The sequence below is a fragment of the Microbacterium xylanilyticum genome (assembly GCF_054654695.1).
Genome location: NZ_BAAIEN010000002.1, coordinates 2,437,772 through 2,461,733, shown reverse-complemented (window position 1 = coordinate 2,461,733; position 23,962 = coordinate 2,437,772). Strand labels below are relative to the sequence as shown.

20 protein-coding genes are annotated in these 23,962 nt (G+C 70.1%); 14 read left to right on the top strand and 6 right to left on the bottom strand.

Annotated features, from left to right (window positions below):
- Positions 1-33: 33 nt before the first annotated feature.
- Positions 34-1,431 (bottom strand): dihydrolipoyl dehydrogenase, encoded by a 1,398-nt coding sequence (gene lpdA / locus ACYQ1L_RS12410; RefSeq protein WP_460004413.1) that lies wholly within the window; start codon positions 1,429-1,431, stop codon positions 34-36.
- Positions 1,432-1,545: 114 nt separating this feature from the next.
- Between lpdA and ACYQ1L_RS12405 the strand changes: the two genes are divergently transcribed.
- From ACYQ1L_RS12405 to ACYQ1L_RS12395, 3 genes are all read left to right on the top strand, one after another.
- Complete coding sequence (locus tag ACYQ1L_RS12405) at positions 1,546-2,022, top strand: FHA domain-containing protein (protein WP_460004412.1); 477 nt, start codon at positions 1,546-1,548, stop codon at positions 2,020-2,022.
- Positions 2,022-2,699 carry a transcriptional regulator FtsR gene (ftsR, locus tag ACYQ1L_RS12400; protein ID WP_460004411.1) on the top strand — a complete coding sequence of 226 codons (678 nt, stop codon included), beginning with the start codon at positions 2,022-2,024 and terminating at the stop codon, positions 2,697-2,699. The genes ACYQ1L_RS12405 and ftsR overlap by 1 nt, the downstream gene beginning before the upstream one ends.
- A 132-nt stretch (positions 2,700-2,831) precedes the next feature.
- The gene (locus ACYQ1L_RS12395; protein ID WP_159575649.1) at positions 2,832-3,377 is read left to right on the top strand and encodes a MerR family transcriptional regulator; all 546 of its coding nucleotides are present in this window, start codon (positions 2,832-2,834) and stop codon (positions 3,375-3,377) included.
- An 80-nt stretch (positions 3,378-3,457) separates the two neighbouring features.
- On the opposite strand, the gene ACYQ1L_RS12390 is transcribed toward ACYQ1L_RS12395, so the two are convergent.
- A complete protein-coding gene (locus ACYQ1L_RS12390; RefSeq protein WP_460005815.1) occupies positions 3,458-4,267 on the bottom strand; it encodes a ParA family protein in 810 nt (269 codons plus the stop codon).
- Between the two features lie 85 nt (positions 4,268-4,352).
- Between ACYQ1L_RS12390 and ACYQ1L_RS12385 the strand changes: the two genes are divergently transcribed.
- The 3 genes from ACYQ1L_RS12385 (at position 4,353) to def (ending at position 10,303) form a co-directional block, all read left to right on the top strand.
- Positions 4,353-7,766 (top strand): pyruvate carboxylase, encoded by a 3,414-nt coding sequence (locus tag ACYQ1L_RS12385; protein ID WP_460004410.1) that lies wholly within the window; start codon positions 4,353-4,355, stop codon positions 7,764-7,766.
- A gap of 129 nt (positions 7,767-7,895) precedes the next feature.
- The gene (locus tag ACYQ1L_RS12380; RefSeq protein WP_460004409.1) at positions 7,896-9,812 is read left to right on the top strand and encodes a MinD/ParA family ATP-binding protein; all 1,917 of its coding nucleotides are present in this window, start codon (positions 7,896-7,898) and stop codon (positions 9,810-9,812) included.
- Positions 9,812-10,303 (top strand): peptide deformylase, encoded by a 492-nt coding sequence (gene def, locus ACYQ1L_RS12375; RefSeq protein ID WP_460004408.1) that lies wholly within the window; start codon positions 9,812-9,814, stop codon positions 10,301-10,303. Before ACYQ1L_RS12380 ends, def begins: the two co-directional genes overlap by 1 nt.
- A 55-nt stretch (positions 10,304-10,358) precedes the next feature.
- Here def and ACYQ1L_RS12370 read toward each other — a convergent pair whose 3' ends face one another.
- Positions 10,359-12,185: an AMP-dependent synthetase/ligase gene (locus ACYQ1L_RS12370; RefSeq protein ID WP_460004407.1), complete on the bottom strand. Its 1,827-nt coding sequence runs from the start codon at positions 12,183-12,185 to the stop codon at positions 10,359-10,361.
- Between the two features lie 169 nt (positions 12,186-12,354).
- On the opposite strand from ACYQ1L_RS12370, the gene ACYQ1L_RS12365 reads away from it, so the two are divergent.
- On the top strand, positions 12,355-13,044 hold the full coding sequence (locus ACYQ1L_RS12365; RefSeq protein ID WP_460004406.1) for a lysophospholipid acyltransferase family protein: 690 nt from the start codon (positions 12,355-12,357) through the stop codon (positions 13,042-13,044).
- Between the two features lie 60 nt (positions 13,045-13,104).
- On the top strand, positions 13,105-14,439 hold the full coding sequence (locus ACYQ1L_RS12360) for a class II 3-deoxy-7-phosphoheptulonate synthase (RefSeq protein ID WP_460004405.1): 1,335 nt from the start codon (positions 13,105-13,107) through the stop codon (positions 14,437-14,439).
- Between the two features lie 84 nt (positions 14,440-14,523).
- On the opposite strand, the gene pknB is transcribed toward ACYQ1L_RS12360, so the two are convergent.
- Both pknB and ACYQ1L_RS12350 read right to left on the bottom strand, forming a co-directional pair.
- Positions 14,524-16,473: a Stk1 family PASTA domain-containing Ser/Thr kinase gene (gene pknB / locus ACYQ1L_RS12355; RefSeq protein WP_460004404.1), complete on the bottom strand. Its 1,950-nt coding sequence runs from the start codon at positions 16,471-16,473 to the stop codon at positions 14,524-14,526.
- 121 nt (positions 16,474-16,594) lie between these two features.
- Positions 16,595-17,632, bottom strand: coding sequence for a LysM peptidoglycan-binding domain-containing protein (locus ACYQ1L_RS12350; RefSeq protein ID WP_460004403.1), 1,038 nt, complete (start codon positions 17,630-17,632; stop codon positions 16,595-16,597).
- A 172-nt stretch (positions 17,633-17,804) separates the two neighbouring features.
- On the opposite strand from ACYQ1L_RS12350, the gene ACYQ1L_RS12345 reads away from it, so the two are divergent.
- On the top strand, positions 17,805-18,155 hold the full coding sequence (locus tag ACYQ1L_RS12345; RefSeq protein ID WP_460004402.1) for an Rv2175c family DNA-binding protein: 351 nt from the start codon (positions 17,805-17,807) through the stop codon (positions 18,153-18,155).
- A gap of 23 nt (positions 18,156-18,178) precedes the next feature.
- Here the strand turns inward: ACYQ1L_RS12345 and ACYQ1L_RS12340 are convergent, their stop codons facing one another.
- On the bottom strand, positions 18,179-19,264 hold the full coding sequence (locus tag ACYQ1L_RS12340) for a polyprenyl synthetase family protein (RefSeq protein ID WP_460004401.1): 1,086 nt from the start codon (positions 19,262-19,264) through the stop codon (positions 18,179-18,181).
- A gap of 137 nt (positions 19,265-19,401) precedes the next feature.
- On the opposite strand from ACYQ1L_RS12340, the gene ACYQ1L_RS12335 reads away from it, so the two are divergent.
- From ACYQ1L_RS12335 to ACYQ1L_RS12315, 5 genes are all read left to right on the top strand, one after another.
- Complete coding sequence (locus ACYQ1L_RS12335; RefSeq protein WP_460004400.1) at positions 19,402-19,773, top strand: DUF3040 domain-containing protein; 372 nt, start codon at positions 19,402-19,404, stop codon at positions 19,771-19,773.
- A gap of 262 nt (positions 19,774-20,035) precedes the next feature.
- Positions 20,036-20,467 carry a division/cell wall cluster transcriptional repressor MraZ gene (gene mraZ / locus ACYQ1L_RS12330; RefSeq protein ID WP_159575661.1) on the top strand — a complete coding sequence of 144 codons (432 nt, stop codon included), beginning with the start codon at positions 20,036-20,038 and terminating at the stop codon, positions 20,465-20,467.
- Positions 20,468-20,574: 107 nt separating this feature from the next.
- Complete coding sequence (gene rsmH, locus ACYQ1L_RS12325) at positions 20,575-21,528, top strand: 16S rRNA (cytosine(1402)-N(4))-methyltransferase RsmH (protein WP_460004399.1); 954 nt, start codon at positions 20,575-20,577, stop codon at positions 21,526-21,528.
- Entirely contained in the window at positions 21,525-22,100 is a 576-nt protein-coding gene (ftsL, locus tag ACYQ1L_RS12320; protein ID WP_460004398.1) for a cell division protein FtsL, read from the top strand. Before rsmH ends, ftsL begins: the two co-directional genes overlap by 4 nt.
- Before the next feature lie 62 nt (positions 22,101-22,162).
- Complete coding sequence (locus ACYQ1L_RS12315) at positions 22,163-23,947, top strand: peptidoglycan D,D-transpeptidase FtsI family protein (protein WP_460004397.1); 1,785 nt, start codon at positions 22,163-22,165, stop codon at positions 23,945-23,947.
- Positions 23,948-23,962 lie beyond the last annotated feature (15 nt).

Genomic DNA, 23,962 nt, shown 5'->3' with positions numbered 1-23,962 from the left:
ATGCGTGACCGGCCCTCGTCCGACCGGATCCGATCAGAGGTTGATCATGTGGCCCGCGAGGCCGTGGAAGGCCTCCTGGAGCGCCTCGGACAGCGTCGGGTGGGTGTGCACGTTGCGGGCCGCCTCGAGAGCGGTGAGGTCCCACTTCTGCGCGAGGGTGAGCTCGGGCAGCAGCTCCGACACGTCGGGGCCGATCAGGTGGCCGCCGATGAGCTCGAGGTGCTCGGCGTCGGCGATGAGCTTGACGAAGCCGATCGGCTCGCCCAGACCGTTCGCCTTGCCGTTCGCGCTGAACGGGAACTTCGCGACCTTGATCTCGCGACCCTCGGCCTTGGCCTGCTCCTCGGTGAGACCGAAGCTGGCGACCTGCGGCTGGCAGAACGTCGCACGCGGCATCATCCGGTAGTCGCCCAGCGTCTGCGTCTCGGCCTTGCCGATGGTCTCGGCGGCGACGACGGCCTGAGCCTCGGCGACGTGCGCGAGCTGCAGCTTGGCGGTCACATCGCCGATCGCGTAGATGCCCTCGACGTTCGTGCGCATGTGGTCGTCGATGTCGATGGCGCCGCGCTCGGTGAGCTTCACGCCGGTGTTCTCGAGACCGAAGCCGTTGACGTTCGGCGCGAAGCCGACCGACATGAGCACCTTGCCGGCCTCGATCGAGGTCTGCTGACCGTCCTGGCCGGTGTAGGTCACGGTGACCGACGAGCCGTTGTCGACGATCGTCTCGACCTTGGTGGAGGTGAGGATGTCGATGCCGTACTTCTTGTACTGCTTCTGGATCTCCTTCGACACGTCGACGTCCTCATTGGGGAGTGCGCGGTCGAGGAACTCGATGATGGTGACCTTCACGCCGTAGTTCGACAGCACGTAGGCGAACTCCATGCCGATCGCGCCGGCGCCGACGATGACGATCGAGTCGGGCAGCTCACGGGTGAGGATCTGCTCCTCGTAGGTCACGACGTTGTCGCTGAGCTGCACGCCCGGCAGCAGACGCACGGTCGAGCCGGTCGCGATGATCGCGTTGTCGAAGGTGACCTCTTCCGTCGAGCCGTCGGCCTTGGCGACCGAGATGGCCTTCGGGCCGGTGAAGGTGCCGCGACCCTCGTACTCGGTGACCTTGTTCTTCTTCATCAGGAAGTGGATACCCTTGACGTGGGTGTCCGCCACCTTGCGGCTGCGGTCGAACGCCGCGCCGAAGTCGAAGGACACGTCACCCGAGATGCCGAAGAACTCGGCCTTGTGAGTGAAGGTGTGCGCGATCTCGGCGTTCTTCAGGAGGGACTTGGAGGGGATGCAGCCCACGTTCAGGCAGACACCGCCCCAGTACTTCTCCTCGATGATCGCGGTGGACAGGCCGAGCTGAGCGCTGCGGACGGCGGCGACGTAGCCGCCAGGGCCCGCGCCGAGGATGACGACATCGTAATGTGGCATACCCTCAGCCTACCGTTCGGCGGCGCCGCCCCGGGCGGGCGTCCGCAGGCCCGGATCCGGCTCCCGGTGGCGGCGGCCTTCCGATAGGCTGGAACGCCAGAGGCGGGGTGCACAGTGACTGAGAACGACGTTCCCGAAGGCGCCGTCCGACGCGGCGGAGAGCCCGCGCATGACACCACGCAGACGTTCGGACACGACTCCGATCTGTCCTTCGTCCCGTTCGGCGCCGAGCTGACGCAGGTCGAGCAGGCCGCCATCGCCGCACTCCCTTCGGGCTCGGCGCTGCTGCTGGTCCGCTCCGGCGCGCTCGCCGGTGCCCGCTATCTGCTGGACACCGCCGTCACCACGGTCGGGCGGCACCCGGAAGCCGACATCTTCTTCGACGACGTGACCGTCTCCCGTCGTCATGCCGAGGTCATCCGCACGGGCACCGCGTTCGAGATCATCGATCAGCGCTCGCTGAACGGCACCTACGTCAACGGCGAGCGCGTCGACCGCAGCGAGCTGCGCAACGGATACGAGGTGCGGGTCGGGAAGTTCCGGCTGAACTTCTTCGCCTCGCCCGTGGATCTCGCGCAGGCGAACGGCTGATGGCGGCGACAGCCGCCGAGCGCGCCGCCCCGACCGGGCTGCTGAGCATCGGCCAGGTGCTCGCGCGCCTGACGCCGGAGTTCCCCGACGTGCGGGCCTCGAAGCTCCGCTTCCTCGAGGAGAAGGGGATCGTGAATCCGGTGCGCACGGCATCCGGATATCGCAAGTTCTCCGCCGCCGATCTCGAGCGGATCCGCATCGCGCTCACGCTGCAGCGCGACCAGTACCTCCCGCTCAAGGTGATCCGCGAGCACCTCGACGCGCTCGAGGCGTCCGGCGGCGCGCCCGAGCTCCCGGCGTCGATCGTGCACGGTCCGCGCCGATACCGCCGCGACGAGCTCGTCAGCGCCGCGGGGGCCACGCACGCCCTGCTCGGCGACGCCGTGTCGAGCGGCATGCTCCCGGCCGCCGAGGCGTATCCTGAGTCCGCGGTCGCCCTGCTGCGCGCCCTGGTCGCCCTGGACGGGCACGGCATCGGCCCGCGCCACCTGCGGCCGCTGCGGAAGAGTGCCGAGCGCGACGTCGCCCTCGTGCAGTCCGCGCTGTCCGCGCTGCTGCGGCGCACCGATACGCCGTCGCGGGCGCGGGCCAGCGAGATGGCTCCGGAACTGGCCGCGCGGCTGGATGAGGTGCGCATGATTCTGGTGAAGGACGCCATCGGTCGGCTGCTGTCGTAACGAACTGATTGCGACACACCCTCGGCGGCGGCCGGATGTCATTGTCGGCGGTGCCCCGCTGTTCTAGCGTGGAGTCATCGACTTTCAGGTTGTGGTTGAAGGATTCCGTGCCTTCAGGATGAGGAGGATGCCATGAGCGCCGAGGAACGTGGCGACGGGCCGTCGTTCGGAGACGATCTCCTCTTCACCGACGGCCTCCCGGCCATGGACGACGAGGTGGGTTACCGCGGTGCGGTGGCCGCCCGCGCTGCCGGCATCACCTACCGCCAGCTGGACTACTGGGCCCGCACGGAGCTGGTCGTCCCGACCGTGCGCGGGGCGAGCGGATCCGGATCCCAGCGCCTCTACGGCTTCCGTGACATCCTCGTGCTCAAGCTCGTCAAGGAGCTGCTGAACACCGGCATCTCGCTGCAGCAGATCCGCACTGCGGTCGACCAGCTCCGCGCCGCAGGGATCCGCGACCTCGCCGGAACCACGCTGATGAGCGACGGCGCCTCGGTCTATCTGTGCACCTCGAACGACGAGGTCATCGACCTGCTCAGCCGCGGCCAGGGCGTCTTCGGCATCGCCGTGGGCAAGGTGTTCCACGAGGTGGAGGCGACGCTCGTCGAGTTCGACGCGCTGGTCCCCGAGCCGATGGACGACCTCGCCGCGCGGCGCGCCCGCCGCTCCGCCTGAGCGGCTCACGACGAAGAAGAGCCGGTCCCCGAGGGGGCCGGCTCTTTCCGTGCACGTGGGCGTGAGGCTCTGCGCCGGTCTCAGACGCGGCTGTCGTCGGGCAGCGCGATGCGCCCGGTCCGGATCACCCGGTCCAGCAGGGTGTCGAAGTCGGCCGCGAGCTCCTGGGCGGAGTCGCCGGGCCAGATGTGCAGCGGCTTCGCGGCGCCCTGCGCCTGCTGCAGCGAGGTGCGCTCGGGCAGCTGCGGGCTCAGCACCAGCGGGCCGAACATGTCGCGCAGCTCCTTGATGCGGAACTGGTGCTCGATGGACTGCGGGCGCACCCGGTTGACGACGATGCCGAGCGGCTGGAGGCGGGGGGAGAGGCCCCGGCGGATCTCCTCGATCGCGCGCAGGGCGCGGTCGGCGGCGGCGACGGAGAACAGCCCCGGCTCGGTGACGACCATGACGCGGTCGCTCGCCGCCCAGGCCGTGCGGGTGAGCGCGTTCAGCGAGGGGGCGCAGTCGATGAGCACGAGGTCGTAGTCGGCCTCGACGGCGGCGAGCGCCTCCTCGAGCTTCCAGACGTCGCGCACGCTCGGATGCGGACCGTCGAAGTTGATCGCGGACGGGCTGCCGATGAGCACGTCGATGGTCCCGGGGTGCACCTTCGCCCAGCCGGAGGAGGTGATGGCCTGGCGGACCACCTTCTCCTTGGGGTTGGCCAGGACATCGGCGATGTTGAGCCGCCCGGCGACCTGGATGTCCATGCCGGTCGAGACGTCGGACTGCGGGTCGAGGTCGACCACGAGGGTCCGGACACCACGGGCGAACGCCGCAGAGGCGAGGCCGAGGGTCACGGTCGTCTTGCCGACACCGCCCTTGAGGGAACTGACGCTGAGTACGTGCACGAAGACCACGTTACCTTCCTCTAGGCTGAGGACACACTCAGCCCCCCGATGCGCGTCGCCGCGCAGAACAGTGTTCGAGGTGCCCATGTTTCAGAAGATCCTTGTGGCCAACCGCGGTGAGATCGCCATTCGCGCGTTCCGAGCGGCGTTCGAAGTGGGAGCGAAGACCGTCGCCGTCTTCCCCTGGGAGGATCGCGGATCCCTCCATCGCCAGAAAGCCGACGAGTCCTATCAGATCGGCGAGGTCGGCCACCCGGTGCGGGCCTACCTCGACGTGGACGAGATCATCCGCGTGGCGAAGGAGAGCGGCGCCGACGCGATCTACCCGGGCTACGGCTTCCTCTCCGAGAACCCGGAGCTCGCCGCCCGCGCCGCGGAGAACGGGATCGCGTTCATCGGCCCGCCGGCGCACGTGCTGGAGATGGCCGGGAACAAGGTGACCGCCAAGCAGCACGCCGTGGCGGCGGGCGTTCCGGTGCTGCGCTCGACCGACGCCTCCGACGACGTCGATGCGCTGGTCGCGCAGGCCGCGGACATCGGATTCCCGATCTTCGTCAAGGCGGTCGCCGGCGGCGGCGGCCGCGGCATGCGGCGCGTGGAGGCGATCGGCGATCTCGCCCCGGCGCTGGCCGAGGCGATGCGGGAGGCGGGGAGCGCCTTCGGCGACCCGCGGGTCTTCCTCGAGCAGGCCGTGCAGCGCCCGCGCCACATCGAGGTGCAGGTGCTCGCCGACGCCACCGGCGACACGGTGCACCTGTACGAGCGGGACTGCTCGGTGCAGCGCCGCCACCAGAAGGTGGTGGAGATCGCCCCGGCACCGAACCTCGACGACGCGATCCGGACGGCCCTGCACGGCTATGCGGTCGCCTTCGCCCGCTCCATCGGGTACGAGAATGCGGGCACGGTCGAGTTCCTGCTGGAGACGGAGGGCGAACGCGCCGGCGAGGTCGTCTTCATCGAGATGAACCCGCGGATCCAGGTCGAGCACACCGTCACCGAGGAGGTGACCGACGTCGACCTCGTGCAGTCGCAGATCCGGATCGCCGCGGGCGAGACGCTCGCCGAGCTCGGCCTGGAGCAGGACGACATCCAGCTGCGCGGTGCCGCGCTGCAGTGCCGCATCACGACCGAGGACCCGGCGCAGGGCTTCCGTCCCGACACCGGACGGATCACCACCTACCGCTCGCCGGGCGGCGCGGGCATCCGCCTCGATGGAGGCACCACGGCGGCCGGATCCCAGATCAGCCCGCACTTCGATTCCATGCTCGCCAAGCTGACCTGCCGCGGGCGCGACTTCCCCGCCGCGGTGGCACGCGCCAAGCGCGCGCTGGCGGAGTTCCGCATCCGCGGCGTCGCCACGAACATCCCGTTCCTGCGCGCCGTGCTGGACGACCCGGCGTTCGTCGCGGGCGACCTGTCCACCCTGTTCATCGAGGAGCGGCCGCAGCTGCTCACGAGCAACCCGTCGCGGGACCGCGCGACCCGGCTGTTGAACTGGCTCGGCGATGTCACCGTGAACCGCCCGTACGGCGACAAGCCGCTGTCGCCGTCGCCCGGGAGCAAGCTGCCCAAGATCGACCTGAGCGCCGAGCCGCCGGCCGGCGCCCGGGATCGGCTGCTCCAGCTCGGGCCGGCGGGCTTCGCTCGGGCGCTGCGCGAGCAGACCGCGCTCGCGGTGACCGAGACGACCTTCCGCGACGCGCATCAGTCCCTGCTCGCGACCCGCGTGCGCACGCGCGACCTGGTGCGCGTGGGCCCGCACGTGGCGCGCATGACGCCGCAGCTGCTCTCGATCGAGGCCTGGGGCGGGGCGACCTACGATGTCGCGCTCCGCTTCCTCGCCGAGGACCCGTGGGAGCGACTCGAGGCGCTCCGCAAGGCGATCCCGAACATTCCGCTGCAGATGCTGCTGCGCGGACGCAACACGGTCGGGTACACCCCGCGGCCGGTCGAGGTGACGAACGCGTTCGTGCGCGAGGCCGCGACCACGGGCGTGGACATCTTCCGCATCTTCGACGCGCTCAACGACGTGTCGCAGATGCGCCCCGCGATCGACGCGGTCCTGGAGACCGGGACGGCCGTCGCCGAGGTCGCGCTCTGCTACACCGGCGACCTGCTGGATCCCGCCGAGGACCTGTACACGCTGGACTACTACCTGCGTCTCGCGGAGCAGATCGTGGAGTCCGGCGCGCACATCATCGCGATCAAGGACATGGCCGGTCTGCTCCGGCCGGCCGCGGCGGCACGCCTCGTGGGCGCGCTGCGCGAGCGGTTCGACCAGCCCGTCCACGTGCACACGCACGACACCGCGGGCGGGCAGCTCGCGACCCTGCTGGCCGCCAGCGCGGCCGGCGCCGACGCGGTCGACGCGGCCGCGGCCCCGATGTCGGGCACGACCAGCCAGCCGTCGCTGTCCGCGCTCGTGGCCGCGCTCGCGCACACCGAGCGCGACACCGGGCTGGACCTGCAGGCGGTCACCGACCTGGAGCCCTACTGGGAGGGCGTGCGCCAGCTGTACCGCCCCTTCGAGTCCGGGCTGACCGCCCCCACCGGGCGGGTGTACCACCACGAGATCCCCGGCGGGCAGCTCTCGAACCTCCGGCAGCAGGCGATCGCACTCGGCATGGCCGACGACTTCGAGCGCATCGAGGACATGTACGCCGCCGCCGATCGGATCCTGGGCCGGATCCCGAAGGTGACCCCGTCGTCGAAGGTGGTCGGCGACCTCGCCCTGGCGCTGGTGGCGGCAGGAGCGGATCCCGCCGATTTCGAGCAGAACCCGCAGAACTACGACGTCCCCGATTCGGTGATCGGCTTCATGGCCGGTGAGCTGGGCGACCTGCCCGGAGGGTGGCCCGAGCCCTTCCGCACCAAGGCCCTGGCCGGACGCACCGTCTCGATCGATGTCGTCCCGATCTCGGCGGAGGAGCAGCAGGCGCTCGACGGGGAGAGCCTCGAGCGCCGCCGCACGCTCAACCACCTGCTGTTCCCCGGGCCGGCCGCGGAGTTCGAGCGCACCCGCGCGGCGTTCGGCGATCTGTCCGCACTCGGCACGCCCGACTACCTGTACGGTCTCGTGCCCGGCGAGGAGCACGTCGCGGAGATCGATCCGGGTGTCCAGCTCTACGTCGGCCTCGAAGCGATCGGAGAGGCCGACGAGAAGGGCATCCGCACGGTCATGACCACCCTGAATGGTCAGCTGCGACCCGTGTTCGTCCGAGACCGCTCGATCGCGGTGGACGCGCGTGAGGTGGAGAAGGCCGACACGTCCAAGCCGGGTCAGGTCGCCGCGCCGTTCTCCGGGGTGGTCACGCTCAAGGTCGAGATCGGCGACACGGTGCGCGCCGGCGAGCCCGTCGCCTCGATCGAGGCGATGAAGATGGAGGCGGCGATCACGGCACCGGTCGACGGCGTCGTCGAACGCTTCGCGATCAGTGCGACGCAGCAGGTCGACGCCGGGGATCTGCTCGTCGTCATCCGCCCGACGCAGACGACGTGACCATCCGGGCGGACGGCGGGACGAGCCGTCCGCCCGGATCCCGTGTCCGGTCCGCCCGCACGCGCGTGCACTAATCTTGTGCGGGCGATGCGCTCCTCAGAACGCGTCGCGGGGGAGAAGCAGATCATCATGAACACAGACCGCAGAAACACGCAGAGCGAGGATGCCGAGGAATCGCTCGGGGTCCTCGACAGCACCGGCACCATCAGCACGGCCGACCTCGGCCTTCTCGGCGACGCCACCGCGCAGGTGCCCGTCGCGCTTCCCGTCGCCGACGAGGACGATCTCGTGGACGACGACGTCACCGATGGCGAGGCGTTCACGGATCTCGTTCTCGAGGCCGACCCGGCCGCGTTCGTTCCGGACGGCGACGGCATCGGCCGGATCCACGAGGGGCCAGGGATCGCGGACATCGTCATCGAGATCCCCGCGGCCGCCGCGGAGGAGACGGTCGTCGCCGAGCTCGTCGAGAACGAGGGCGACGATGAGGACGCCGCGCGCACCGATGCGTCGGCCGACGGCGCGGACGAGCACGCTGAGCCTGTCGAGCCGGGCACCGTGGACGAGCAGGAGCCCATCGCCGAGCAGGAGCCCGTCGCCGAGCAGGAGCCTGTCGACGAGCCCGAGCCCGCCGTGGAGCAGGAGTCCCTGGACGAGCAGGAGGCCGCCCGCGAGCCGCAGCCGGTCGTCGAGCCCGGGCCCGAGCACGAGGGCGAGCGGGAGGCCGTCGTCGAGCGGGAGCCCGCGGCCGCGCAGGAGGCCGCCGACGAGCCGGCGTCCGGCGACCTTCCGGATGCCGAGGAGGAAGGGACGGATGCCGAGTGGAGCGATGCCGACGCCCGGCCCGTGCACGACGAGAGCGCTCACGCCGCTCCGCGCGACACCGCGGCGGTCACCCTCGCTGAGGCGGTGACGCGTGACACCGCGGAAGCCCCGCGCGAGGCCGTCGTGCTGCGTGCGGTCGAGCCGCACCCCGTGCCCGCGTCGGCGGCGCAGATCGCATCCGTCGTCCCGCTGGAGGAGGAGACCATGACCGACGACCACGTCCGCGCTCCTGAGCCCGAGCTGGCCTCGCGCCGGCTGGACCAGCTGGCCGACCGGGAACGCGAGAGCGCCGATCTGCTCACGGCCGACCGGCTGCTGGACGCGTCCCGACTCACCGCGCCCGAGCCGGAAGGGCTGTGGAGCCACCTGCTCTACACGATCTCCGGACGCCGCATCAACCTCGGCGACGGCAAGCGCGCGCAGCAGCGCAAGGCCCTGAGCGCGCGCATCGCGGCGCCTCTGCCGGGCAGCGCCCGCTTCGTGCCGGTGCTGAGCCGCAAGGGCGGCGTCGGCAAGACCACCGTGACGGCGCTGCTCGGCATGGCCCTGGCCGACGCGCGTGAGGACCGGGTGATCGCCGTGGACGCCAACCCGGATCGCGGCACGCTCGCCGACCGCATCGCCCGCACCAACAGCAAGACCGTGCGCGATCTCGTGCGCATCCACGATCAGGTCACCGGCTACCACGACATCTCCGCGGTGGTGTCGCGTGACGCCACGCGCCTCGACGTGCTCGCCTCGGACACCGATCCGCGCGTATCCGAAGCGTTCAACGACGAGGACTACGACCAGGTCGCGTCCGTCGCCGCGCACTACTACTCGCTCGTGCTCACCGACACGGGCACCGGCATCGTGCACGCGGTCATGGGAGCGACACTGGATCGCGCCGACACGCTCGTCGTCGTCGCCGGTCTCAGCGTCGACGAGGCGCGGCTTGCGTCCGAGACGCTCACGTGGCTGGAGACGAATGGGTACGCGGACAAGGTGCGCGAGGCCGTCGTGGTGCTCAACCAGTCCACGCCGGGGGCGCCGATGGTGCGGCTGAGCGAGCTCGAGGCGCACTTCCGCACGAGGGTCGCGCATGTGCTGCGCATCCCTTACGACGCGAGCATCGCCGCGGGCAGCGCGATCTCCTTCTCCGCGCTCCAGCCGGAGACCCGGCAGGCCGCGCGGGAGCTGGCGGCCGTCGTGGTCGAGGGCCTGAGGGCGCAGGCCGCCTGATGACGGTCCGCGAGATCCGACTGTTCGGCGACCCGGTGCTGCGCACGGTGTGCGCCGAGATCGAGACCATCGACGACGGCGTGCGCGCCCTCGTCGCCGACCTCGTCGACACCGTGGAACTGCCCGGGCGGGCCGGCGTGGCCGCGCCGCAGATCGGCGTGGCGCTGCGGGCGTTCAGCTACAACATCGACGGCGACATCGGCTACGTGCTCAACCCGGTTCTCACCGAGGTGCGCGGCGAGCCCGTGCCGACGGGTGAGGGCTGCCTCTCGGTGCCCGGGCTCTGGCACGACGCTCTTCGCCACCCGTGGGCCCGTGTGGAGGGCATCGACCTCGACGGGGAGCCGGTGGTGCTCGAGGGGGAGGGGCTGCTCGCACAGGCGCTGCAGCACGAGACCGACCATCTCGACGGCCGGGTCTACCTGTCCCGGCTCGACCCTGAGACGCGCAAGACCGCCATGCGCGAGGTGCGCGAGAGCTCCTGGTTCTGAGAAGAAGGCCCGAGGATCCGATCCGGATCCGCGGGCCTTCTCCCGTCGCGGTGGCTCAGCCCATCGGGACGGTCGTGGTGGCCGTGGTCTCGTTGTAGATCTCGGCGATCTGCGGCGCGAAGTCCTTCAGGATGACGTTGCGCTTGATCGACATCTTCGGGGTGAGGTGTCCGCCGGCCTCGGTCCACTCCGTCGGAAGGATCGTGAACTTCCGGATGGACTCGGCACGCGACACCCGGGTGTTCGCGATGTCGATCGCGCGCTGCACCTCGGCGCGCACGGCATCGTTCGTCGCCGCGTCCTTCAGCGACATGTCGGCCGGGAGCCCGTTGTTCGCGAGCCACGCCGGCAGCATCTCCGGATCCAGGGTGACGAGAGCGGCGATGAACGGCTTCTGGTCGCCGACGACGACCACCTGCCCGACGATCGGGTTGGCGCGGATCGGATCCTCCAGCGCCGCCGGCGAGACGTTCTTGCCGCCCGCGGTGACGATGATCTCCTTCTTGCGACCGGTGATCGTGAGGAAGCCGTCGTCGTCGAAGGAGCCGAGGTCTCCGGTGCGGAACCACCCGTCGTCGAACGCGGCCGCGGTCGCCTCGGGGTTGTTCCAGTACTCCTTGAACACGTTGATGCCGCGCACCTCGATCTCGCCGTCATCCGCGAGGCGGATCCCGACACCGGGAAGCGCGGGCCCGACCGTGCCGATCTTCGACATGCGCGCGGTGTTCACGGTCGCCGGGGCGGTGGTCTCGGTGAGGCCGTAGCCCTCCAGGATGGTGATCCCGAGGCTGTGGAAGAAGTGGCCCAGGCGGGCGCCGAGCGGCGCGGATCCGGAGATCGCGTAGCGCACGTTGCCGCCCATGGCCTCGCGCAGCTTCGCGTAGACGAGCTTGTCGAACAGTGCGAACTTGATCCGCATGCCGAGCGGGATCCTGGCGCCCTCCTCGAGGAGACGGGAGTGCTCGATCGCGGTCGCGGCGGCGGCGCGGAAGATCTTGCCCTTGCCGCCCGCCTCGGCCTTCTGCTCGGCGGAGTTGTACACCTTCTCGAACACGCGCGGCACGGCGAGCAGGAAGGTGGGCTTGAAGGAGCCGAGCGCGGGGAGCAGCTGCTTCGTGTCGGGCTGGTGCCCGGTGCGCACACCGGCGTGGATGGTGAGGATCGAGATGAACCGCGCGAACACGTGCGCCGTGGTGATGAACAGCACGGTCGATGCGCCCGGGACCGACACCACGTCGTCGAGCGACTTCGCGGCGTTGCGGGCGAGCTCCACGAAGTTGCTGTGCGTGAGCACGCAGCCCTTCGGCCGGCCGGTCGAGCCGGAGGTGTAGATGAGCGTGGCGATGTCCGCGCCGTTCGCGATGTTCCGCCGGTGCTCGATCTCCTCGTCAGGCACCTCGGCGCCCTGCGCGGTGAGCTGGTCGATCGCTCCCAGGTGCATCTGCCAGACCTCGCGGATGAGCGGCAGATCGCCGCGCACCTCGTCGAAGCGCGTGAAGTGCTCGGGCGACTCGACCATGAGCGCGATCGCGCCCGAGTCCTCCAGGATCCACTGGATCTGCGACGGCGAGCTGGTCTCGTAGATGGGCACCATCACCGCGCCGGCGTAGAACAGGGCGAAATCGACGAGCGTCCACTCGTACGTGGTGCGGGCGAGGAAGCCCACCTTCTCCCCGGGCTGGATGCCTGCCGCGACGAACCCCTTGGCGAGCGCCGTCACCTGCGTGCGGAACTCGCTCGCCGTGATGTCGCGCCAGCCGCCGCCGTCCGGCACGGAGAACAGCACGAGATCGGGGGTCTTCAGCACCCGCTGCTCCAGGAGGTCGGTGATGTTGTCCTCGGGCGCGGCTTTCACGATCGCGGGGACTTCGAACTGGACCACGGCAACTCCTTCGGGGCCGGACGGGTACGTGCTTCTCAGGAGTCTATGCCACGCCGCGCCTGGGGAGGAGGGCATGAGCGTGAGATTCAGTCGCATGATTCATGAAACTGCGTCGCACAGCTCGAGAGGGTTCTCGTCCTCGCCGCGACGGAGGGATAGACTGCGGGCGATGATCTACTGGTTCATGAAGTACATCGCCATCGGGCCCTTGGTGAAGGCGATCTTCCGCCCATGGATCGTGGGCCGCCAGCACGTGCCCGCCACCGGCGCGGCCATCATGGCGAGCAACCATCTGTCCTTCTCGGACTCGATCTTCCTGCCCCTCATGCTGGATCGCCGGATGTCGTTCCTGGCCAAGAGCGACTACTTCACGGGCAAGGGCCTCAAGGGCTGGGCCACCCGGATGTTCATGAAGGGCACCGGCCAGCTGCCCATCGACCGCTCGGGCGGCAAGGCGTCGGAGGCCTCGCTGAACACCGGACTGCAGGTGCTCGGGCGCGGCGACCTGCTCGGCATCTACCCCGAGGGCACCCGCAGTCCCGACGGCAAGCTCTACCGGGGTCGCACGGGCATCGCGCGGATGGCGCTGGAGGCCAAGGTCCCGGTGATCCCGGTGGTGATGGTCGACACCGACATCGCGATGCCCACGGGCCAGCGGATCCCGCGCGTCATGCGCGTGGGGATGGTCATCGGAGAGCCCCTGGACTTCTCCCGCTACGCCGGGATGGAGAACGACCGCTACATCCTCCGATCCGTGACCGACGAGATCATGATCGCCATCCAGCGGCTGGGGGAGCAGCACTACGAGGACGTGTACGCGTCGACGGTCAAGGAGCGCCTCGCCGCACAGGCTTCCTGAGCGAGCCGCGCACGCTTCACAGAGAGATCGGCACCCTCCGCGGCACCCTAGGATGGGGGGATGCCTCAGCCTCTCGATCTCGACTCGTGGCGTGCCCTCCCGATCAAGCAGCAGCCGCAGTGGCCCGACGCCGAGCGCGTCGCCGAGGTCTCCGCGCAGATCGCGGCACTCCCGCCCCTCGTGTTCGCCGGTGAGGTGGACATCCTCCGCGAGCGCCTCGCCCGGGCCGCGAGCGGCAAGGCGTTCCTGCTGCAGGGCGGCGACTGCGCCGAGACCTTCGCAGGCGCCACCGCCGACCAGATCCGCAACCGGATCAAGACCGTGCTGCAGATGGCCGTCGTGCTCACCTACGGTGCGTCGATGCCCGTCGTGAAGATGGGGCGCATGGCGGGTCAGTTCGCCAAGCCCCGCTCGAGCGACACGGAGACGCGCGGCGAGGTCACCCTGCCCGCATACCGCGGCGACATCGTGAACGGCTACGACTTCACCGAGGGCTCCCGTGAGGCGAACCCCTCGCGGCTGCTGCAGGGCTACCACACGGCCGCCTCGACGCTGAACCTCATCCGCGCATTCACCCAGGGCGGTTTCGCCGACCTCCGTGAGGTGCACTCCTGGAACAAGGGCTTCGCGCAGAACCCCGCGAACCAGCGCTACGAGCGCATGGCCGCCGAGATCGACCGCGCGATCAAGTTCATGGAGGCCGCCGGCGCCGACTTCGACGAGCTGCGGCGCGTGGAGTTCTTCACCGGGCACGAGGGCCTGCTCATGGACTACGAGCGCCCGATGACGCGCATCGACTCCCGCACGCTCACGCCGTACAACACGTCGGCGCATTTCCTCTGGATCGGCGAGCGCACGCGCGAGCTCGACGGCGCGCACGTCGACTACTTCGCCAAGATCCGCAATCCCATCGGCGTCAAGCTCGGCCCCACGACCAGCCTGGACACCGCGCTGGCGCTGATCGACAAGCTCGACCCGAACCGCGAGCCGGGGCGCCTGACCTTCATCACGCGCATGGGCGCCGGCAAGATCCGCGAGGCGCTGCCGCCGCTGCTGCAGGCCGTGAAGGACTCCGGAGCCCAGCCGCTGTGGGTGACCGACCCCATGCACGGCAACGGCATCACGACCCCCACCGGATACAAGACGCGTCGGTTCGACGACGTGGTCGAGGAGGTGCGCGGCTTCTTCGAGGCGCACCGTGCGGTGGGCACGTTCCCCGGCGGCATCCACGTCGAGCTCACCGGAGACGACGTCACGGAGTGCCTCGGGGGATCCGAGCAGATCGACGAGGCCGCGCTGGCGACCCGGTACGAGTCGCTGTGCGACCCGCGCCTGAACCACATGCAGTCGCTCGAGCTGGCCTTCCTCGTGGCCGAGGAGCTCGAGAAGCGCTGACGCACCGCCTTCTCCGGAGGCCCGGGCCCGCGACGTGCGGTTCCGGGCCTCCGTCGTCTCCGGCGTCGGCCGGCGCGGCGGAGCTCAGAGGCCCGGCGTGAGGGTGATGGTCGAGCCCTTAGGCGCGCTGCCCTTCGGCTTGTAGCTCTTCACGTGGTAGATGTCCCAGTAGCCGCCGCCGAGCGGCAGCGGGTTGTCGTCGATGCCCGCGTTGACGTCGAACCCCTTGGCCTGGAGGGCGGCCACGGCGTCGCGGACGGTCATGTCCTTGACGTCGGGGATGTCGATCATCTCCTGACCCTTGGAGACCGTCAGCGTGATGGTGTCGCCGGGGCGCCAGTTGCCGCCGCCGTCGCGGTCGGCGTAGCCGATCACGCGATCCTTCGGCACGGAGTCGCTGAACTCCTCGTTGGACTGCGGATTGACCTTGAGCCCCACCGCGGTGAGCTTGCCGGTGGCGTCGTCGACCGTCATGCCGGACACGTCGGGCACAGGGCCGAGGGAGACGAGGAGGCGGATCTTGTCGCCCTCGAAGATGCTGCAGCCCTCGCCGCACTCGTATCCGGCCGCGCCCGAGCGCGGGGTGACCTCGGCGTTGATCACGATGCCGCGGTCGGCACGCGAGAACAGCTCCACGGACTTCTCGAGGTTCAGGTGGAACGGCTGCAGCGCCTTCTTCGCCTGATCCTCGGTCAGCTCGTCGAGCTTGGGGAGGTCATGCTTGGCAGGACCGGCCGAGATCATCACGGTGACCTTGGCCTTCTTGTCGACGCGGGTGCCCTCGGCGGGATCTGTCCGGATGGCCTGACCCGCCGGCACGTTCAGCGAATTCTCGCTGCCCTGCACCGGGGTCATCCCGTCCTTCGTGATGATCGCGGAGGCGACGTCCCAGGTCTTGCCCGCGACGTCGGGCACCGACAGCTTGGATCCCGGACCGGATCCGAACCACCAGCCCGCACCTCCGGCCAGCACGGCCAGCAGCAGCACGAGCACGAGCAGCAGCGCGCCGCGGGAACGACGCTGCGCGGTGCGGCGGCGCAGCAGCGTCGCGTTGTCCAGCGGCGCCTCGGCGACCGTCGTGGGCGCAGTCGGGGCGGTGCCGCCCGGCAGCACCATCGTCTGATCCGCGGTGTCGCGCAGGGGCAGCGCCACCGTCTTGGCCGTCGTCGTGGCGGGGGCGGGGGAGACGCCCAGCTCGCGCTCGATCGCACGCAGCCGGTCGAGCATCTCCTGAGCGTCGTTCGGGCGCTCGTCCGGGGTCTTCTCGGTCGCCCACAGCACGAGCTCGTCGAGCTGCTCCGGCACGGCGGGGTTGCGCACGCTCGGACGCGGCACCGAATCGGTGGCGTGCTGGAACGCGATCTGCATCGGCTGCTCGCCCTTGTACGGCTGCTCGCCGGTCAGCATCTCGTAGAGCATGATGCCGAGCGCGTAGATGTCGCTGCGGGCGTCCGCCGTGCCCCGGGTGACGAGCTCGGGCGCCAGATAGGCGATGGTGCCCATCAGCTGCGCCCCGGATGCGGTGTTCGCGGTGGTCGCACGGGCGAGACCGAAATCGCCGATCTTGATCCGGCCGTCCTCCGCCAGCAGCACGTTCTCGGGCTTGACGTCCCGGTGCACGATGCCGGCGCGATGCGCCGCGGCGAGCCCCGACAGCACGGCGTCCATGATCGTGATCGTCTGCGGGATCGTCAGTCGGCGCTGTTCCCGCATCAGCTCGCGCAGCGTGATCCCGGGGAGATACTCCATGACGAGATACGCCAGCTCGCCGTCCTGGCCCTGGTCGAACACGTTCACGACATGCGGATCGGCGAGGCGTGCGGCCGCCCGTGCCTCCTGGATGAAGCGGCTCTGGAACACCGTGTCGTCGCTGAGGTGCCCGTGCATGACCTTCAGCGCGATCCGACGCTCCAGACGCAGGTCGGTCGCGACGTAGACGGTGGCCATGCCGCCCCGTGCGATGCGAGCGCGGACACGGTAGCGACCGTCGACGAGCCGCCCGATCAGGGGGTCGGCTTGTTGGCTGGTCGTCACGACAAGAGTCTAGGGAGATCTGGCTGAGAGCCCGGGCAACGGCTCGCGTGGGCGCCCGTATCCGTCGTCCGCATCCGGCTCGTGCTGCGCCGTCGTGGGCTCGTCGGCCGTGGAGGCCCGCTCAGCCCAGGGCTGCGAGCCAGGCCTCGGCCTGCGGCTGCCACAGCGCGTAGCGAGCGGGGAAGGCCGAGATCTGCACCTCCTGCGCGGCGTCGCCGAAGCCCATGCCCTGCCAGCCGCGGATGTCCAGCAGCCCGTTGGTGTGTGCAGTGCCGGCGAAGAACGCCCGGGCGGCGTAGGACGGGTCGGCGATCTGCGCGGGCGTGCCCCAGCCGGTGCTCGGGCGCTGCTGGAAGAGCCCGATCGAATCGCGGTCCCCGGCCGGCGCGTTGGTGAGTCCGGACTCGACCATGGCCGTCGCCAGGGCGATCGCGATCCCGTGATCCGGCACGCCGAGTTCGCGCCCGATCCGGATGATCAGTCGCGCGTTCCCGGCCTGCTCGTCCGTGAGCACGACCTGCGGGGCGGTGTAGGTGTCGACGACCGGGGCAGCCGCGGCGGCGGGTGCCGGTGCCGGAGGCGGTGGCGGTGCTGAGAAGCGCAGCGTCTGGCCCGGGTAGATGATCGAGTCGGGGGACAGGCCGTTCGCCGCGAAGAGCTGGGCCAGGGTCAGGCCGTGCTGCTGCGCGATCGACCAGAGGGTGTCGCCGGCGACCACCTCGTACCCGCCGGCTGCGGTGTCTGCAGCGGGTGCTGCAGCCTCCGCCGGCGCCGGGGAGGGAGCGGTTCCGCCGAGAGAGAGCACCTGCCCCGGGTGGATGATCGAGTCCGCGCCCAGGCCGTTCGCGGCGTAGAGGGCGGCGACGGTCGTGCCGTGCGCCCGGGCGATGTCCCAGAGGGTGTCCCCGGCTTGCACCGTGTACTCGGTGGGCGGCGCGACCTCGGCCGGGACGCTTCTCGCGACGAGCGCCGCCAGTGCCGCGCCCGTCGGCAGTGCGGTGAGCGGCGGCAGCGCGCTGTGCGCGGGCGTGTGCGCCTGCGCGGGCGTCGCGACGAGCGCACTCGCCACAGCGGTCAGCAGTGCGGTCGGTGCGGCGACGCCGAGCGCCCGGCGCGCGGCGACGCCGAGCGCCCGGCGCGCGGTGGTTGCGGTCGTCATGGATCCCCCGATTCAGACGTCTACGCCGGTGTGCAGCAGTGCGCGTCGGCCCTTCGACGCTGGCACGGAAGTGCGCTCAAGTCAACAGGAGTGATCAATGTGACAGAAGTGAATGCGTGCGCAGCGGGCGCACGACCGCGTCCGCATGTGACGGGGATGAGAACATTGCAGGGTGTCTGAAACCGAAACCCCGACCCCCGACGTCGAATGGCTGACCCTCCCCGACCTCGTCGAGATCCTCGGAGAGCCGCTCGGCCGTGTGCATCGACTCTTCGACGAGCAGCACCTGGTCGGATCCCGGCGCAATGGCGCCCTCGCCGTCCCCGCGCTCTTCCTCAAGGACGGCCATCCGCTCGGATCGCTGCGCGGCACGATCATCGTCCTCAAGGACGCCGGATTCAGCGATGACGAGGTCATCGACTGGCTGCTCGCCGACGAGGAGTCGATCGGCCGCTCGCCGATCGCCGCTCTGCGCGACGGTTACAAGAGCGAGGTTCGGCGCATCGCGCGCACTCTCGCCTGATCCGGCACCGGAGCTGCCGCCGGTCAGGCGGTGCGCTGCGTCGCGTCGTGGGCGAGCCCGCGCAGGAGGTCGAGTGCTCCGGCGTCGAGGGGCGCGCCCTGGAGGGCTGCTTCCCCGGCTGCGGCGTACTCGGTGATGAGCTCCTCCATGCGGTGCAGGGCGCCCGACTCGACGATGATCGCCTGCAGGCTCGCGATCTGGTCCGCCGTGAGCAGCGGGTCGCCCAGCAGCTCGTCGACGACGCGCCGTCCCTGCGGAGCCAGCGCCTGGCGCGTCCAGGCGATGAGCAGCGTGCGCTTGCCCTCGCGCAGATCGTCTCCGGCGGGCTTGCCGGTGATGCGCTCATCGCCGAAGACGCCGAGCAGGTCATCGCGCAGCTGGAAGGCCATGCCGAGGGGGTGGCCGAACGCGCGCAAGGCGGCCTGCTGTGCTTCGTCGGCACCGGCGATCGCCGCCCCGATCAACAGAGGCTGCTCGACGCTGTACCGCGCGGCCTTGAGGGACACCACCCGCAGTGCGCGCTCGGCGTGGCCGTCGTCGTCATTCACGCTCCACGCGGACTCCTCGGCGATGTCGAGGAACTGCCCGATCGTCACATCCCGCCGCATCCGCGCGTACTCGGTGCGCACCGCGTCGGCGTGGGGACTCGCCGCGATCCCCGCCTCGAGCAGATCGTCGCTCCACGCCACGAGGAGGTCGCCGAGGAGGACGGCTGCCGCACGGCCGAAGTCGACCGCGCTGCCGCTCCAGCCCTGCTCGACGTGGGACGCCTCGAGAGCGCGATGCGCGGAGGGGCGGCCGCGACGCGTGTCGGAGTTGTCGATCAGATCGTCGTGCACGAGCGCGGCGGACTGGAACACCTCGAGCGCGGCGCACGCATCCCACAGCGCAGCGGGCTCCGCGTCGGCACCGCCGAGTCCCGCGACGGACGCCCATCCGGCGTGGCAGAACCGGGCACGCAGCCGCTTGCCGCCGCGCAGGGTCTCCTCGGCGGAGGAGACGAAGGCCGCCGCATCAGGTCCGTAGTCAGCGATCTCCTGGCGCATCCGGAGGACGAACGCCTCGAGTCGGGCGGAGACCTGATCGATCACAGCGGAGGAGGATGCCACGCGATCAGCCTACCGAGCGGCATGGCGCGGGCGCGGGCGTCTCCCGGGCGACATGATGCGCAACTCCCAGCGGAATCCCTACCCCGACGCATCCTCACGCGCGTAGACTTGTGACAAGACCACCCGAGGGGGACGAAATGCCACTCTCCGAACAGGAGCAGCGCCTGCTCGACGAGATGGAACGCCATCTCATGCAGAACGACGCCGATGTCGTTTCCGCGCACGCCGGAGACCGCGCGCTCAGCTATCGCAATCTCATCTACGGAGCCGTGCTGCTGCTGGCCGGCGTCGGCGGCCTGATCGTGGGCGTCGTGGTCGGCAACATCGGCGGGATCATCATCGGCGTCGTCGCGTTCGCGGCGATGCTCGGCGGACTGATGCTCGCGCTCACGCCCGTGCGGCGCGGAGGAGACCGCGAGACGGCGAGCCGGACGAGTTCGAAAGAGCCGTCTCCGTCGTTCATGGATCGCATGAACGATCGCTGGGACCGCCGCCACGAGGAGCGCTGACCTCCTCGGCATGACCTTCTGAGGGCCCGGGACGCTTCGGCGACCGGGCCCTCGGTCTGGTCCGGACGCTTCGGCCTCCCCGGGACTCCCTTTTCCCCCACACCGCCCTCCACCTTCCTCCACTGGCCCCTGTTCCCCGGATTTCCGCGGGACCGGGGCCTTCTTCATGCCCGCGAAACCTCTCCTCGGAGCACAAATGTGTATCGAAATGGAGGGAAGTGGAGTAAAGTGGAGGAAACGGCGGCGAAAGGGGGAGAGGCGCATGTTGCTCGGCACGCATTCCCCCAAGCTCGACGACAAGGGCCGTGTGATCCTCCCCGCCAAGTTCCGCGAGGATCTCGCCGGCGGCGTCGTGGTCACCCGCGGCCAGGACCGCTGCCTCTACGTGTTCAGCACCTCCGAGTTCGAGAGCGTGCACGAGCGCATCCGTCAGGCGCCCCTGGCGAACAAGGAGGCTCGGGCCTTCCTGCGGATGTTCCTGTCCGGCGCGAGCGCCGAGATGCCGGACAGCCAGAACCGCATCACCATCCCCGCTCATCTGCGCGCCTACGCCGGTCTGGGCAAGGAGCTCATCGTCACGGGTGTCGGCGCGCACGCCGAGATCTGGGACGCGGCGGCGTGGAACGCGTACGCCGAAGGACACGAAGACGCCTTCGCCGAGCTCGAGGAGGAGGTGATCCCCGGCCTGTTCTGAACGGGCCCTGGCTGTGACTCCCAGCCGCTCCCGCCCCGGCGCACCTTCCCCGGTGCCGGGTCGAGCGGATGGGGATCAGGGCCAGGGACCGCAGGGCCGAAGGAGCCATGGACATCCGTCGCATCCACACCCCGGTGATGCTCGATCGCTGCGTCGAGCTGCTCGCGCCCGCCTTGCAGCACGACGGCGCGATCCTCGTCGACGCCACGCTCGGCATGGGCGGGCACGCCGAGGCGTTCCTCGAGCGCCTGCCGAACATCCGCCTCGTCGGACTCGACCGCGACACCGACGCCCTGCGGATCGCGGGGGAGCGGCTCTCCCGCTTCGGCGACCGGGTGACGCTCGTGCACACCGTCTACGACGCGATCGGCGAGCACGCCAAGGGAGCATCCGGGATCCTGTTCGACCTCGGGGTCTCGTCGCTGCAGCTGGACGAGGCGGAGCGCGGCTTCGCGTACGCCAAGGACGCCCCGCTGGACATGCGCATGGACCAGTCGAGCGGGGTCACCGCCGCCGAGGTCCTCGCGACGTACAGCGAGGGCCAGCTGCGCCGCATCTTCGAGCGCTACGGCGAGGAGAAGCTCGCGGGCCGCTACGCCCGTGCGATCGTGCAGGCCAGGGCGCAGGCGCCGCTCGAGCGCTCCGGCCGGCTGGTGGAGGTGCTGCAGGAGGCGACGCCGGCCGCCGTGCAGCGGGCCGGTCACCCGGCCAAGCGGGTGTTCCAGGCGCTGCGGATCGAGGTGAATCGCGAGCTGAACGTGCTCGCCGATGCCATCCCCGCCGCGATGGGGGCGCTCACGCTCGGCGGTCGCATCGTCGTGATGTCCTACCAGTCGCTCGAGGACCGGCTCGTCAAGCAGGCGTTCGCGGCGGCTTCCGCCTCCACCGCGCCGGCCGGGCTTCCGGTGGAGCTGCCGGAGCATGCGCCGCGCTTCCGGACGCTGACCAAGGGCGCCGAACTGGCCGACGAGGCCGAGCGCGCCGCCAACCCGCGCGCCATCCCGGTGCGCCTGCGGGCCGCCGAACGTGTGAGAGACGATCAGAGGAGCGCCGCGCGATGAGCCTGGCACAGAACGCCCTGCAGCAGCCCCGCATTGAGGAGGCGCTGCCCTCCCGTCACCTGCGCGCGGTGGAACGGCCGGCACGTCGTCGCCGTCCGCGGATGATGTACGCCGTGGTCGCCCTGGCGGGCGCCGCCCTCATCGCAGGTGCGCAGATCGCGCTCACGATCGCGACCACCCAGGACTCCTTCGTCGTCGCCAAGCTCACTCAGCAGAACAAGCAGCTGACCTGGCAGGCGCAGGCAGCGGCGCAGGATCTCGACGGCATCAGCTCGCCGCAGGCGCTCGCCACCGCGGCCTCGAAGCTCGGCCTCGTGGTGGGCGGCAGCGCGAGCTACCTGCGCCTCAGCGACGGAAGCGTGATCGGCGCGCAGGGATCCGCGCCGTGGGCGTCCACGGTGAACCCCGCCGGAGCCGACGGCGTCCCGAACGCGCTCATTCGCGACACACCGCCTGCCACCGCGCACGCCGCCGGCGGCGGGGGCGTAGAACCGAAGGGACAGGATCAGACTCCTGCGCAGACGGTCGCCCCGCCCACGGCCGAGGGCCTGCCGACGCCGACCATCCGCTGACATGAGCATCCGACGCACGACACCGACACGATGACCGACCGCGAGTCCCGGACGGAGATCCGATGAAGTCCCGAGCCAGCCGGACGCCGCGTCGGCGGACCGTCCTCGCCCTCGCCGTGATCCTCGCCGTGATGTGCGGCTTCCTGGTGCGCCTCGTCGACGTGCAGGTGCTCAGCGCATCCGCCACCGTCCAGCAGTCGGTGAAGTGGAGCCTCGGAAGCACGCGGGAGATCGACGGGGCCCGGGGGAAGATCGTCGACGCCAACGGCACCGTGCTCGCCGAGAGCCAGCTCGTCTACGACCTGCAGATGGATCCGTACACGATGACGCAGCTGCAGGAGGCGAAGACCAAGCCGAAGCTGCCGTGGGCGGAGGCCTCTGACAAGATCGCGGCCATCATCGGCGAGAGCGGCGATGCGGTGCGCAAGGAGGTCGCGGATGCGCTGAAGGCGAATCCGGAATCGCAGTACGTGATGCTGAAGCGCGGGCTCAGCACCGACCAGTTCCTCAAGCTCCGCGCGCTCGACCTGGCCTACCTCTGGCCGTTGCCGCGGTCCGTTCGGGTGTACCCGAACGGCGCCGTCGCCGGCAACCTCATCGGCTTCATCGCCGGCAATGGCGACAAGGAGGGCCTCGAAGAGGCGCAGAACCAGTGCCTGAGCGCCACCAAGGGCAAGGAGAGCTACCTCGTCGGCAAGGACGGCGTCGTCATCCCGGGCAGCCAGAGCGAGACACCCGCCGTCGACGGCGGCACCGTGAAGCTCACGATCAACACCGAGTTGCAGTGGTACCTGCAGCAGATGATCTCCGAGGAGGTCAAGGCCCAGGGAGCCAAGGCAGGCACCGTCACGGTCGTCGAGGTCGGCACGGGCAAGATCCGTGCCGCGGCGGAGTACCCGAGTGTCGACCCCAACGACCCCGGCGCCTCGGACCCGGCCGATCGCGGCTCGCGCATCTTCAGCACGAGCTTCGAGCCGGGCTCGACCGGAAAGGCGCTTACCGCCGCCGCCGTCATGGAGCAGGCCGGCGTCACCCCCTCGACCACGGTGACCGCGTCCAGCCACGAGGACTTCCCGAACGGCGCCGTCATCAACGACGCCTTCGAGCACCCCGCCTACGACTACACGCTCGCGGGCGCGCTCATCGACTCGTCGAACGTCGCGCTGTCGAAGTTCGGCGACATGGTCAGCGATCAGCAGCGCTACGACGAGTTCGTGAAGTTCGGTCTCGGCAGCAAGACGGCGATCGACTTCCCCGGCGAGGCGTCCGGCATCATCCATCCGGTCACGGACTGGGACCCGCAGTCGCACTACACGACGACCTTCGGCCAGTACTACACGGTCACGGCGCCGCAGATGGCCAGCGTCTATCAGACCATCGCCAACGGCGGCGTGAAGGTGCCGCTCTCGCTGGTCGAGTCCTGCACCTCGGGCGACGGCAAGGTGACGACGCCCCCCGCGGCCAAGCCGCAGCGGGTGCTCAGCGAGAGCGTCGACGCCGAGCTCAGCCGCATGCTCGAGAACGTGGCGGTGCAGGACGACCCCGTGGCCGCGCAGATCAAGATCCCGGGCTACCGCGTCGCCATCAAGACGGGCACGGCGGAGAAACCGGACCCGCAGACGGGCGCGTACAAGGAGGGGATCTACTTCACCAGCATGATGGGCTACGCCCCGGCGGAGGCCCCGAAGTACGTCGTCGCGGTCACCCTCGACGAGCCGACTAGGGTAACGTCGTCTGCGGCCACCGCGCCGGCCTTCCAGAAGGCCATGACGCAGGTGTTGAAGACCTATCGCGTGCAGCCCTCCACCACCCCCATGGAACCGCTGCTGCCCAAGTACGCACAATGACCGCCATCGGCTGAG

Coding starts and splice junctions, on each gene's coding strand:
- lpdA (WP_460004413.1), bottom strand. CDS start 1,431: ATGCCACATTACGATGTCGTCATCCTCGGCGCGGGCCCTGGCGGCTAC.
- ftsR (WP_460004411.1), top strand. CDS start 2,022: ATGGCGGCGACAGCCGCCGAGCGCGCCGCCCCGACCGGGCTGCTGAGC.
- ACYQ1L_RS12395 (WP_159575649.1), top strand. CDS start 2,832: ATGAGCGCCGAGGAACGTGGCGACGGGCCGTCGTTCGGAGACGATCTC.
- ACYQ1L_RS12385 (WP_460004410.1), top strand. CDS start 4,353: ATGTTTCAGAAGATCCTTGTGGCCAACCGCGGTGAGATCGCCATTCGC.
- ACYQ1L_RS12380 (WP_460004409.1), top strand. CDS start 7,896: ATGAACACAGACCGCAGAAACACGCAGAGCGAGGATGCCGAGGAATCG.
- def (WP_460004408.1), top strand. CDS start 9,812: ATGACGGTCCGCGAGATCCGACTGTTCGGCGACCCGGTGCTGCGCACG.
- ACYQ1L_RS12365 (WP_460004406.1), top strand. CDS start 12,355: ATGATCTACTGGTTCATGAAGTACATCGCCATCGGGCCCTTGGTGAAG.
- ACYQ1L_RS12360 (WP_460004405.1), top strand. CDS start 13,105: ATGCCTCAGCCTCTCGATCTCGACTCGTGGCGTGCCCTCCCGATCAAG.
- ACYQ1L_RS12350 (WP_460004403.1), bottom strand. CDS start 17,632: ATGACGACCGCAACCACCGCGCGCCGGGCGCTCGGCGTCGCCGCGCGC.
- ACYQ1L_RS12335 (WP_460004400.1), top strand. CDS start 19,402: ATGCCACTCTCCGAACAGGAGCAGCGCCTGCTCGACGAGATGGAACGC.
- mraZ (WP_159575661.1), top strand. CDS start 20,036: ATGTTGCTCGGCACGCATTCCCCCAAGCTCGACGACAAGGGCCGTGTG.
- rsmH (WP_460004399.1), top strand. CDS start 20,575: ATGGACATCCGTCGCATCCACACCCCGGTGATGCTCGATCGCTGCGTC.
- ftsL (WP_460004398.1), top strand. CDS start 21,525: ATGAGCCTGGCACAGAACGCCCTGCAGCAGCCCCGCATTGAGGAGGCG.
- ACYQ1L_RS12315 (WP_460004397.1), top strand. CDS start 22,163: ATGAAGTCCCGAGCCAGCCGGACGCCGCGTCGGCGGACCGTCCTCGCC.